This window comes from Enterococcus sp. HMSC061C05, assembly GCF_001814765.1.
In the GTDB taxonomy this organism is placed as follows: Bacteria; Bacillota; Bacilli; order Lactobacillales; family Enterococcaceae; genus Enterococcus_B; species Enterococcus_B lactis.
In genome coordinates, this window is record NZ_KV817725.1 from 174,753 (window position 1) to 187,432 (window position 12,680).

13 protein-coding genes are annotated in these 12,680 nt (G+C 38.0%); 2 read left to right on the top strand and 11 right to left on the bottom strand.

The window, feature by feature from the left end:
• Positions 1-318 precede the first annotated feature (318 nt).
• On the top strand, positions 319-1,500 hold the full coding sequence (locus HMPREF2988_RS02255) for a NupC/NupG family nucleoside CNT transporter (RefSeq protein WP_070769913.1): 1,182 nt from the start codon (positions 319-321) through the stop codon (positions 1,498-1,500).
• Positions 1,501-1,587: 87 nt separating this feature from the next.
• Positions 1,588-2,145, top strand: coding sequence for a guanylate kinase (locus HMPREF2988_RS02260; RefSeq protein ID WP_070769914.1), 558 nt, complete (start codon positions 1,588-1,590; stop codon positions 2,143-2,145).
• A 192-nt stretch (positions 2,146-2,337) separates the two neighbouring features.
• On the opposite strand, the gene HMPREF2988_RS02265 is transcribed toward HMPREF2988_RS02260, so the two are convergent.
• From HMPREF2988_RS02265 to HMPREF2988_RS02315, 11 genes are all read right to left on the bottom strand, one after another.
• Complete coding sequence (locus tag HMPREF2988_RS02265) at positions 2,338-2,850, bottom strand: GNAT family N-acetyltransferase (protein WP_002335053.1); 513 nt, start codon at positions 2,848-2,850, stop codon at positions 2,338-2,340.
• Between the two features lie 41 nt (positions 2,851-2,891).
• Positions 2,892-3,851, bottom strand: coding sequence for a sce7725 family protein (locus tag HMPREF2988_RS02270; protein WP_070769915.1), 960 nt, complete (start codon positions 3,849-3,851; stop codon positions 2,892-2,894).
• Positions 3,852-3,856: 5 nt separating this feature from the next.
• Positions 3,857-4,546 carry a hypothetical protein gene (locus tag HMPREF2988_RS02275; protein ID WP_002290743.1) on the bottom strand — a complete coding sequence of 230 codons (690 nt, stop codon included), beginning with the start codon at positions 4,544-4,546 and terminating at the stop codon, positions 3,857-3,859.
• Positions 4,547-4,669: 123 nt separating this feature from the next.
• Positions 4,670-5,329 carry an amino acid ABC transporter permease gene (locus tag HMPREF2988_RS02280; protein ID WP_002290742.1) on the bottom strand — a complete coding sequence of 220 codons (660 nt, stop codon included), beginning with the start codon at positions 5,327-5,329 and terminating at the stop codon, positions 4,670-4,672.
• Entirely contained in the window at positions 5,329-6,165 is an 837-nt protein-coding gene (locus tag HMPREF2988_RS02285; protein ID WP_070769916.1) for a transporter substrate-binding domain-containing protein, read from the bottom strand. Before HMPREF2988_RS02285 ends, HMPREF2988_RS02280 begins: the two co-directional genes overlap by 1 nt.
• 21 nt (positions 6,166-6,186) lie before the next feature.
• On the bottom strand, positions 6,187-7,638 hold the full coding sequence (locus HMPREF2988_RS02290) for an amidase (protein WP_070769917.1): 1,452 nt from the start codon (positions 7,636-7,638) through the stop codon (positions 6,187-6,189).
• A gap of 135 nt (positions 7,639-7,773) precedes the next feature.
• Positions 7,774-8,718: a dihydroorotate oxidase gene (locus HMPREF2988_RS02295; protein ID WP_002329225.1), complete on the bottom strand. Its 945-nt coding sequence runs from the start codon at positions 8,716-8,718 to the stop codon at positions 7,774-7,776.
• An 83-nt stretch (positions 8,719-8,801) separates the two neighbouring features.
• Positions 8,802-9,449, bottom strand: a complete 648-nt coding sequence (locus tag HMPREF2988_RS02300; RefSeq protein WP_070769918.1) for a PepSY domain-containing protein — start codon at positions 9,447-9,449, stop codon at positions 8,802-8,804.
• Between the two features lie 233 nt (positions 9,450-9,682).
• Positions 9,683-10,849 (bottom strand): SAM-dependent methyltransferase, encoded by a 1,167-nt coding sequence (locus HMPREF2988_RS02305; protein WP_002290735.1) that lies wholly within the window; start codon positions 10,847-10,849, stop codon positions 9,683-9,685.
• 150 nt (positions 10,850-10,999) lie between these two features.
• A complete protein-coding gene (locus HMPREF2988_RS02310; RefSeq protein WP_002290733.1) occupies positions 11,000-11,815 on the bottom strand; it encodes a maltodextrose utilization protein MalA in 816 nt (271 codons plus the stop codon).
• Between the two features lie 12 nt (positions 11,816-11,827).
• Positions 11,828-12,679: a sugar ABC transporter permease gene (locus HMPREF2988_RS02315; RefSeq protein WP_002290731.1), complete on the bottom strand. Its 852-nt coding sequence runs from the start codon at positions 12,677-12,679 to the stop codon at positions 11,828-11,830.
• Between the last annotated feature and the right edge of the window lies 1 nt (position 12,680).

Here is a 12,680-nt window from a genome sequence, read left to right on the forward strand (position 1 = left end):
ACAAGAATACTGCCGATAATAAAAAAATTTTTTTCATAACGACTTCCTTCATACATCAGAAAATATATTTCATACCCATTAATTATCAAAAACCTCTTAATTAGTCCTTTAATAGTCTTTTGGAAAGTAAAAAAAACAATGGAATATCAGTTTTTTTAGCGTCTTTTATCTGTTTTTTCAATTTATTTTGGTTGCTTTGTATTCTAATGGAAAATGAATGCGTTTTACTCTAAAAAAGTAATGAAAATTTCACTAAAGATTAGTATTTTATTTACAAAACAGGTAAAATAAAACGGAATTTGGAATAGGAGTGATTATTTGAGTTATTTATTAGGTATTATTGGTTTATTTGTCACATTAGGTCTTGCTTATTTGATTAGTAGCAACAAAAAAGCAATCAAATTGAAACCACTAATTGTGATGTTCGTTTTACAGCTTGTTCTTGGTTTCGTATTATTACGTACAACTTTTGGTACAGCGGTTGTTTCTGTATTGGCAAAAATGTTTGATCATCTTCTTGCTTTTGCTGGGCAGGGTGTTGACTTTGTTTTTGCCGGTGTAGCAAATAAAGGAAGTGCACCTTTCTTTCTTTCCGTATTGATGCCAATCGTATTTATTTCTGCTATTATCGGGATTTTACGTTACATCAAAATTCTTCCATTGTTTATGAAAGCCGTTGGTCTTGGGTTAAGCAAAATCAACGGAATGGGCAAATTAGAATCCTACAATGGAGTAGCTTCTGCTATTTTAGGGCAATCGGAAGTATTTATTTCCATAAAGAAGGAATTACCTTTCTTATCTGAGAAACGTTTATTCACCATGAGTGTCTCGGCTATGTCTACAGTTTCTATGTCAATCGTCGGATCTTATATGGCACTAATCGATTCTAAATATGTGATCACTGCCCTTGTTTTGAATTTATTTGGCGGATATATTCTGGCTTCGATTGTGAATCCCTATGTATTAGAAGAAAAAGAAGACGAACTAATTATTGAAGAAAACAAAGAACAGACCTTTTTCCAAATGTTGGGAGAATACATTCTTGATGGTTTCCATGTGGCAATCACGGTTGCTGCTATGCTTATCGGATTCGTTGCCTTGATTGCCATGATCAATGCTATCTTTCACGGGATATTCGGTATTACTTTCCAAGAAATCTTAGGTTATATCTTTGCCCCTCTTGCCTTCATCAGTGGAATCCCATGGAAAGAAGCAGTGGATGCTGGTAGTATCATGGCGACTAAATTGGTTACAAATGAATTTGTTGCTATGACAGAATTAGCTAACGGTCATTTCCAGTTTACTGAACGCACAACAGCGATCATATCTGTTTTCCTTGTTTCATTTGCCAACTTCTCTTCTATCGGGATCATTTCCGGTGCGATGAAGGGGTTAAACGAAGAAAAAGGAAATCTTGTTGCAAAACATGGGTTGAAGATCTTGTTAACAGCGACTTTAGTCAGCTTTTTAAGTGCTATTGTGACTGGATTACTGGTATAATAAACAAAAAAGCAATGTTGCTTTCAAAAGCTTTGGAAATATTTCCAAAGCTTTTTCAGTTGCTCAAATATCAAAGGAGAAATGATGATGAATTATTGCTATGTGTTTATCGGTCCTTCTGGTTCTGGGAAAACTTCACTCGCAGAAGCTGTTTTTCAGCCGGAACAAAAGATCATTACTTACACGAATCGATCACCAAGACCTGGAGAAAAAGATCAAGAGGATTATTATTTTGTATCTGACGATACATTCAATCAGATGATCAAGCGAGACGAATTTGCAGAGTGGGATCAATATGCTCAACATAAATATGGTTCCAGCAAAGCAGAGATTACCAAAAAACTGAAGGAAGGAAATTGTTATGCCGTTTTGACGGCAAATGGTTTTTGGCATTTATACGAGTATTTTGGCACGGTAGTCCGTCCGATCTTTATTACGATTTCTAAAGAAACATTACAATCGCACCTGAAAAAGCGTGGAGATTCACCCGAACAGATTTCGGCCAGAATGGCAGTTTATGCGGAAGACTTAGCTCAACTGAAACGGTTGGCAGCTATTCCCACACTTTTAGTCGTGTCAAACGATGGAGCGTTCCAAGAAGCAGCAGATAAAATAAAAAAAGGATTATTGATAGAAACAGATTAACAAAATATCCATAAGATAAGCTGAGAGGCCGCGACAAAAATGGTGTCACGACCTCTCGTTGAACGGTGTTTCAGAAGTAGCTTCTTCGAAAATTATTTCTTGAAGCTCACCACTACTGTCCCACCCTCTTAGCGATCAGCTAGTTGTTTTTCGTATTATTAAGTCTTCATCCTTGTGAAGATGCTTTTATACTCACTTGATTATTTTTTGATACGCTTTTCTTTCACCATGTTCAAAAGGGAATTCAATCATCCCTTGATAAGTGAATCCAGCAGAATAGATGGTCTTTTCCATCGGTTCATTAGCTGGATAAGTATCGATACGGACATCTTGAATATCTTTGCTGGCTGCAATCGTCAACAAATGTTCTAAGAACGGTTTTGCTAGTTTTTTTCCTCGAGTACTTTCTGCTAAAGCAACACGATGAATCGATAAATAAGGACCAGTTGATTCTTTCCAACTACCATCTATTTTTGTGTAAACGGGATCCACGCCTGAGACTAATGCAGCTGTTCCAACAATTTGATCTTCGACTATTAATACATAGCTTTCTTTTCTTTCAATATCGTTCAAAATCGTTTCTTTTGTTGGTTTCTGCCCGTTCTGCCATTGGGGAGAGCCTTGCGAAGCAATAAATTCCGCTGCAGCATCAATAATTTTTACCACTTCTTCTACTTCTTCTTTTCTTGTTAGCCGAATATACACATCCAGTTACCTCTTTTCTGTTTCTTTTTCATTTATATTCTCTAATTTTGGATCACTTCATACAGTTCAGGAACTTTTGAATAACTTCTAAGCCAATCTTTTGGATGATCCAGTAGTTGACTGATAAGTTCCAAATGATGCATTAGCGACCATTTTTTCAATACTCCGAGTCCTGGAAATTTTTGTTGCTGGTAGAGAGCCAGTAATTCAATCATTCCTGAAGTGATTAAGAGCTGATGATGGTGACGCATGATCCATTTTTTCATTTTATCTCCTGCTTCAAGAAACTTCAATGCTTGATCTTTAGCGGAATCATTACTGTCAGAGACAAAATGCTTTACGCGGATATTACCGTAAGCATCGATATACGTTAGATGGATAGCAAGCGCTCGGCTAGGAAACCCTTTATCGAAATAACGGCTGCCTTCGATCGTGAAATCAGAAAATCCACTATATCCGTCTTCGTGGAAAAAAAGATAGTCATCGCTAAAAAAGTCGTCCGTTTTATCTGCATAACTTTCAACATGCTTTCTCGTTTGAAAAGAGTCACGGATCACAATTTTGTTTTCGGGCAGCCAGATGCGAAAGCGGCTAGCATCTGGTATCAAGAATTTCGAATCGACTCCTGCCAGCTGTTTCCATACCTCTGCGTCTTTTGGGTAGTGTTGTCCATCGAAAATCAGAAACGTTGGAGGTGAATCCAGTACGTCGTTAAGATTTTCTGGCGTTAAAATCTGTGCAGAGACGACAGAGCTATGTTCCTTGACTGTCCAACTGTGCACATGCTGATCGAATAATTTGAATTGTCCTACTTGGGGATTTTGGATCACAGCGATTGGATGGTGCTTTTTTTGAAATAATTCGATCACGTTTTTAAGCGTAGCGGAATCACGTACTGGTTCGATCACCGGATGGATTTTATTGGAGAGCAGTCCTCGCGACAATGCTTCTTTTAATGCTAATAGGTCAAATTGTTTTCCTCTTAAATAAGGATAGTACATATTTTTCACTCCAATGGCTCTGTGGGCAACCGCCGGATCTGCTGTTGTTGCCTTAAGTATTCATAATCATGTTGAAGCGCAGCAACTTCTTCTTGCAACTCATTGATTGCCTGACTAGCTATTTCCTCTAAAAACCGTTCATAATATCGTTCGTTAGAAAATGGATCTTGGTTTTCTGAACGTCTTTTCAATTCTTTGTACAATTGATCTGTTGGAAAATATTTTACGCCTCGCTCCATTTGCTTTGCTTTTCTTACTTCTCTGAATAAAGAAGCCATAAAACGGTTTGTCAAAGCTTCTTCCGGTACAGCAAGCTCCTTCTTTGCTGCTTTTTTCGCAATCATAAATGTACCAGATGCAGGCATTTCCTCTTCGATCGTGTACGGGCGATATACTAGTACACCTATTCCTGTAGGGATCTCTGTTTTCACTTCTTCATATAGTTTACTTGGCAAAACAAAATAATTATAATGCCCGACAAATGACAGTTTGGCTGTAGAACGAAAATCTGCTTTTGTCACTTTCAGCTCATAGCATCGCCATTCTCGGCTTCCATCAAATTTTGTCAAGCAGCTAAGCGTATCTACAATTCCTTGGTCATCAGGCATCGTGACTTCTTCTACGACTAAGCCGCCCTGCTCGATGCAATATTGGTATAATGAGGATTCTATTTCGATGGTTAGCGGGGTTTTCATGTTTTTACCTCCGAACATATTTTCGTCTTACATTTTACATGAAATGATTTTAAAATACTAGACAGAATACACAAGAAACAAAAATAGAAATGATGCTTGCCGCGCTAGCACCATTTCTATTTTTCAGATTGACTGATGGACGGAACGTTTTTCTAAATACTGTTGCACTTTTTCGATCCCGATACAAATGACCCAATAAATCAATGCAACTAAAATATAGAGAGAAAAATAATCGAAAGTCCGACCACCTATGATCTTTGCTTTTTGAAATATTTCTGGCACTGTGATCGTTGCCGCTAACGAGGTACCTTTCACTAAATCCATAGCTACGTTACTGAGTGCCGGTACCGAGATTCGAAAGGCTTGCGGCAAAACGATATATTTCAAAACCCCAAAGAAAGAAAAACCAGAAGCTAAACCAGCGTCCCACTGACCTGAAGAAACGCCTGCTAGTGATCCTCGATAGATTTCACCAATAAATGCACTGCTGGTAATCGTAAAGCAGATGACTGAAGCCGTTAAGGCACTTAATTGATAAGGTAACCCGAAATATAGCAAGAACAGCAAGACTAGTGCGGGAATACCTCTAAAGAACGATAAATAAAAACGAATAAATACATTCAGAGGTAGCCAATCCAAAAGACCTAGAACTGTCAAAAGCAACCCTACCAAGTTTCCTAAAACAAAAGACACGAAGCCGATCCCTAATGTGTATACCAAGCCTTGCAGTACGAAAGGAAGTGAAGTCCACATGAGGGAAAAATCAATGAGAGGAAAGTACATCAATCACTCACCGACTCAGTCATCGTTTCTTTCGGTTTGACTGAAACATCAGTTTGAAAATATTTTTCAGATATTTTCTTTGTCGTCCCGTCTTCTTTCATCTCTTTTAATACGCCATCGATTTTCTTTTTCAGAGCATCATTTCCTTCTTTCAATAAAAAACCACTTTCGTTTTCATTGAAATAAACGTTCTCTAAGATTTTTACGGGGATATCTGGTAAAGCAGATACGGCCATTTTCTGTAAATAATAATCATTTAAAATAACGTCTGTTCGACCGTTTGCTACATCGCTTAAATATTGATCATTCGTGGCGTTATCGTAAGTGACTAATTTAGCTCCGTGTTTTTCCGCTAAACGCATATAGCTAGTATTGGGTTCGCCAGCTGCTTTTTTTCCTTTAAGATCATCAAGTGAGTGGATTCCTGAATCATCTTTTTTTCGTACGATCATACTGTCAAATGAATATTTGAAAGGCTCTGAAAGGGAGAATTTTTTTTCTCTTTCTTTTGTGATACCAAAATCGTTCGCAGCAAAATCTGATTCTCCTTTTGAAACAGAAGTGATTTGTCCATCCACATTGTATTCTTTAAAGGAGACTTTGACATTTAAACGTTTGGCTACCTCTTTCGCCAAGTCTACGTCATAACCAACTAATTCATTTTGATCATTATAATAAGAAGCGGGAAATAGTGTGCCAGAAGTTGCTACTACCAATTCTTTCTTTTTTTCCACATTACTCCAGCTGTGATCTTCTTGGTTAGCGGCAGCTGTACCGCAAGCGCTTAAAATAAAAAAGGCGCTAGTTATTAGAGCAAACAATCTTTTTTTCTTCATTTTTTCTTCTCCTTGTTTCTGCTATTTCCATGGATTTGGTAAATGGAACTGGTGACTTGCTTCAAATAGATAGCCGATTTGAAGCAGCAAATCTTCTCTTCCTCTGGCGGACATAAATTGAATTCCGAGAGGCATGTTTTCTTTTGTCAAATGAGTAGGCAAGCTGATTGCTGGTTGTCCAGTCAGATTAGCCAATTGTGTATAAGGTGTGATCTTCAAGCTGTCCTCAAACATAGAAGAAACAACTTCTAAAGCTTGTACTTCAGAACAATCATGGATGTGTTCCATCTGTGCTCTTATCGTATCACTTTGCAAATCTTCGCTGATTTTAGGGGCGGTAAATGCAGTCGTTGGTGAAAGGAATAAATCATATTCTTGATGCAAGTTTTCCATGGCAATTGCTGCTTCATCCCATACATGCAGAGAATCGATGTAAGTAGCGGCAGAAAGTTTCTGACCATATTGGAACAAAGTCCAAGAGATCGGCTCAAGTTCTTCTTTTCTGACAGTTCGTTGGATGCCTGCTTCAATCGAGTGGATCATTGCTGCTGTCTCTGCGCCATTCATCTGATAATAAGACGTAATCAGTTTACGACCATCTAGTGGATAAGGAATCTCCGTCAAATCATGTCCTTCTTTTTCAAGGAAATCTACAGCTTTTTTTACAGCAAGTACTGCCTCTTCACTAATCTGTGAGTGGATCGGTGAATCGATACAAAAAGCTATCTTCAAACGTTTTTTTCTTGGATGTGTTTGCCATTCAACTGGCGATACTTGATATGGCGCACCGGAATGGATGCTTCTCATCCCATAAAATAAAGCCTCCGTGTCTCTCATAGAAACCGTTAAACCGAAATCAATAGCAGCTCCTTGCCATCCTCGCCAAGCATATGGACCAACTGGCATCGTCCCTCGCGAAGGTTTCAGCCCAATCAATCCGCAAAACGAAGCGGGTATTCTAATAGAACCACCACCATCACTAGCGCCAGCTAAAGGAACGATTCCCGCTGAAACTGCAGCAGCAGCGCCTCCGCTTGATCCGCCCGGTGTACATTCAAGGTTCCAGGGGTTTCTTGCTGGGCCATAGATGACGGGGTCTGTAATATTTTTGAAACCAAACTCTGGCGCATTGGTTTGTCCAAAAGGAACTAGCCCTATCGCTTCTGCTTGCTGTACATAATTGGATGTATGAGAAGCTCGATGTGTTTCAAATAAACGAGATCCTGAAGTAGCTAGCCATCCCTTTTTTTCTTGACCGAGCATTTTTAAAGGGAATGGAATACCTGCCAATGGTCCTTTTTCTGACTGGGGAATCAATCGTTCAGTGGAACTATTCTCGAATGGTTCAAGTGCAACAAACGCATTCAATTCATGATTTTGTTTCTTTATTTTTTTCTGTACATCAGCAGCTAATTCTTGAAAACTAAATTCTTTTTCTTTAAGTCCTTTCGCTAATTCTATTGCATCTTTCATATTATCCTCCTTTTTTGCCCCTGTTATTTTCCCACAAGTTCGTCTAACATACAATGAGTACGCTTGCACAGAAATGAACAGACAAGTGTTTTTTATAAAAAAAGACGAAGATCATGATCGATCTTCGTCTTTTTACTAAGAAATAGTGCGTAATTTACCCTTAAATTCGTCAATAGACGCATATCCTTTTTCTGACATAATCTGAGTTAATTCATTTGTGATTCTAGAAAAGATTTCCGGGCCTTCTTTGTGAAGCTCGGTACCAATCTGCAACATGCTTGCACCGCATAGCAGATGTTCAAATGCATCTTGTCCTGTCCGAATCCCACCTGTACCGATGATTTGGATTTCTGGTTTCAAACGCGTATAAAAAGCGCGGACATTTGCTAAAGCAGTCGGCTTGATATACTCTCCGCCAATGCCGCCGAACCCTTCTTTTGGTTTGATGACCACTGCTTCTTTGTCTGTATCGATATACAACCCATTGCCCACACTGTTGATAGCATTGACATATGTCAACGGGAACTGATTCAAGATATCTGCCATCTGATCAAAATGAGCAAAATCAAAATAAGGAGGCAATTTGATTCCTAGCGGCTTAGAAAAGATGCTGAATACTTCTTTCAGTGTTTCATAAGTGGCCTCAAAATCGTAAGCTAGTTGTGGTTTACCAGGCACATTTGGACAAGATAAATTTAGTTCAGTAATCCCCTTGAATCCACTTTTTTCTATTTCCCCAAGCATTTCCAAGTTTTCTTGGACACTCATCCCGGCGATCGAAAAAAATAATGGTTGATTTGGGTTTTTCTGTGCTTTTTCATACGCAAGAGCATACTCTAGATAATAAGAAAAGCCTAAGTTGGGAAGCCCCATCGAATTGATACTGCCTAAAGGAACATCAAAATAGCGTGGTTCGGGATTTCCTTTTCGTTCATTGATTGTACAGCTCTTAGTGATAAATGCTCCTGCTTCTGAATGAGCCAGCTCGTCTAATTCCTGGGTAGTCATGCAGTGTACACCAGATGCATTCATAAAAGGGTTGGCAAAGGTATGATTGGCAAAGGTCGTTTCTAAACTCAAGTAAATCGCTCCTTCAAACAAGTTATTTTATCTAGTGTATCATGACTAAAAGAAAAATCAACTCTTGTTTTTCAACGAATTTCTTAATCATCCTGTTCGGTTGATAGTACTTCCCCTGTTTCACTATTGATCTTGACTGACATACTTTGATTGCCATCTTTTACTTTGACTTCCCAATAAGTAGTACCTAGATCTTTATCCAGATCCCAATCGGTTGCTGTACCGCTTCCTACTTTATCGACAGCAATCTTTGCGGCTTCCTCAATCGTGATCAATTTATCAACAGCTAGACCATCTTCTTTTTTCTTTTGACCATTTTGATCCTCTTGATCTAGTGTTTCTGGATTCTCTGTTTCCATTTTTTCATTCTGAGCATCGATTCTTGCTTCATATTCTTTTTGATCATCGACACCTTCTATCTTGTAGAAGTATGATCCCCAATCACTATCTAGTTCCAAACTAGTAATAGCAGTATCTGGATACTTATCTTTAAACAATTCAATCGCACGAGCTGCAGACACTTTGATAGCTGACTGGCCCATTGCCTCGCTCGAATTCTTTGTTTGACTAGATGAAGATGTACTTGCGTTTGTTGAGGATTCCGATACCTGAGAAGAGCGTTGTTCACTGCTGGAAGATGTATTCCCAGATGTTCCTTGATTGGTGTTTGATTGACAAGCAGCTAAAAACAAAGCCGCAAATAAACTAGTATAAATAACAGTTTTCTTCATTGATTCTATCTCCTTTATTATAAAATAGTATTCTATACAAGTATAACGAAGAAAAAAATTTCTGTCATGTTTAAAAATTAAAGAACAACGTTATTATTATGAAAATAAAAAAGAAACTAAGTTTTAGAGACAACCCTAGAAGTTAGACTAACATCTCACTTCGGGAGCATCATAACACTTAGCTTCCATTTATTAAATAATTAAATAGCTTTTAAACTGCCCATTTATATCAATTATGCACGATGCATTGGGATATCATTATTTCCAGGTTGAACAAGCAGATATTGAATTACATCGATATTGCTTGACTCAAATGAAGCTGCACAAGCTTGTAAATATAAATCCCACATTCGATAGAAGGAATCACCCATTTCTTTCGTGACTTGATCTTGGACTTGATGGAAATTTTTTGTCCAATGCTCTAATGTCAATTGATAGTCACGACGCAAACTTTCTAAATCGATCAATTGCAAATCGTTTTTTGTAATATTATCAACTAACTCAGTAACACCAGGAACATAACCGCCAGGAAAAATATATTTATTGATCCAAGCATTTGTCGCACCGCCTTGTTGTCGGCTGATTCCATGGATCAAAGCTGTTCCTTTTGGTTTCAATAAATCTTTTACGACTTTGAAATAACCTTCAAGATTTTCAGAGCCTACATGTTCGAACATACCTACGCTTGTGATATGATCAAACGTTTCGCCTTTTAGTTCACGGTAATCCATTAATAATACACGGCATTTATCTTCTAAATGTTCTTCTTTGATTTTTTTGGTGATCAAATCGTATTGTTCTTCACTTAGAGTGATCCCAGTTGCTTTGACGTTATATTCTTTGGCAGCAGTGAACATCAATGTTCCCCAGCCACAACCGATATCAAGCAACGTTTCGCCTTCTTTGATAAAGAGTTTGTCTAAAATATGATGGACTTTATTGATTTGTGCTTGTTCCAACGTATCTTCAGGTGTGTTGAAATAGGCACAAGAATAAGTCAAAGTTGGGTCTAGCCAAAGTTTATAAAAGTCGTTACCTAAGTCATAATGCGCATGGATATCTTCTTTGTTTTTTTGTTTTGTATGTTTTTCTTTCTTTGGCAGCCATTTTAGATAATCTTTTCCTCGTAAAAAACTGTTTGCTTGCTGATAAGCATCGTTGATCAATGCTTGGATACTTCCCTCGATCTCGATTCGATGATCCATATAGGCTTCTCCTAGTGCCAAAGAAGCGTTGCTGGTAATCTCTTTCATTGGGATTTCTTCATGGATATTGATTTTGATTTGGGGAGGAGTGTCCGTATCTCCGTATTGTTTCGTTGTACCGTCCCAATAATTTACTTCGACAGGGAGCGAGAAAGAACGTGAAAATAATTGATTGTATAAAGTTTTCTCTAACATGATTTTCCTCCTTAAAAAAACTACCCTATTACGTTAATACTAAAAAAGAAAAGAATCAACTAAGAAGTTTAATTTTTTCAGAAATTTTTCAAAAACTACTTTATTTTTCATTTTTTTCACATTCATTGTCGCACAAATCGCTTAAACTTGTCATTCGACACGCTTATCTTTGAATTTTGTCTTAGCAAAAACCCATAGAAGCAGCAAGACAGTTATCATTGTTTGGACACTTAGCATCAAGATAAAGTCAAAGTGGATAAACCCTACAACTGCTGCTACCATGGATCCTATCCCCATCACATTCAGCATCAAATTTGCACTCTCTTTGAATGTATGAATGGATGAAAGTTGGCTTTTTCTTGTCATCCACAAGAAAAAGGAAGCCCCGAATAAAATGAGACTCGTCATGACAAATAGGACAAGACCAAGACTTAAACTATAAGATAAAATGATTGTTGGACGATTACTGGCATAAAATTCTCTTTCTAAAAATCGTTGGAAATCTTCGGGCGTACGTACAGAATCTGGTTGGAAAGATGGACTATAATTCATCGTATAGCGGCGTATACCAGATTTATCCTTTTGTTGGATCACCCATTGTTCCTTCTCAAAATCAATAAAAGTTCCATGATCGGCTTGTTGTTTCTCAGATAAAGACACACCTACCAAAATTTCAGGGGTCACAGCTATCGTTTGTTGCGATGATTGTAACCCAGTTTCAGATAATTCAAGTTCAGAAAATTTTTTGGTTCCTTGTTCATCGATCAACGAATGAACAGATAGAAATTGTTCTAATGGAATCGCTTGGATCTGATTGGCATAAAAAAGAGTCACAGGCATGACCATCAAGGAAACTAAAAATACAAATATCAAGAAAAATTTTGGCCAGGATAATAGTTTGCGTCCCGCAAACACTTGAGTTGGCGTACGTAAAGTGGAAAAATAATTTAACGGAAATGTTTGCATGATCCTTTGCTCCTATCCTTTTGTTCCGCCAGATGTCAGGCCGGTAACAAAGTTCTTTTGTAAAAAGAAGAATAATAGACAAATCGGTAGGGCAATCAAGATTGCTCCAGCAGCAAACAAGGAGACCCTTTGATTTGTCACATCAGAAATAAATGTTTGCAGGCCGACAGCAACAGTCTGATTTTCAGGTGTTCGAAGCAAGAACTTCGCTAACATGAAGTCGCCAAAAGGTCCCATGAATGCCCATAATGCTTGAACGGCGAGCATTGGCTTGACAAGAGGTAATACAATCTGGAAAAAAATCCTGAAATGTCCTGCCCCATCAAGTTTAGCAGATTCATCTAAATCTATTGGTACTGTGTCAAAGTATCCTTTCATCAACCAAGTATTCATTGGAATCCCACCGCCTATATAGATCATCGTCAAGAACCAATACTTATCTAGCGCCTCTAATAAGAAAGCCATGACATAAAAGGCAGTCAATGCTGCCATAGTCGGTACCATCTGAATCACTAAAAAGAACATCAAACTTGATTTGCGTCCGATAAAACGATAACGGCTATACGTATAGCCGGCTAAAGTTACTACAGTTACTTGTACGATCATCGTTAGGACAGAGATGATTAACGTGTTTTTATACCAAGTCCCGTAAAGTGTTTCACTGAACAGCCGCGTGAAATTCCCTAAAGTCCAGTCGCTTGAAAAATCCAAACTGAAAGCCGCAATGTTCCCTGACTTGAAGGCAGTACTTGCTGTGATCAAAAGCGGATAGATAATAATGACTGATAACAGCAAAAGAAAAAAGTAAGTAAAAAAGTGAGAAAGCCGTTTTTGGAATCGTGCACTCGAATGAAATTTTTTCATT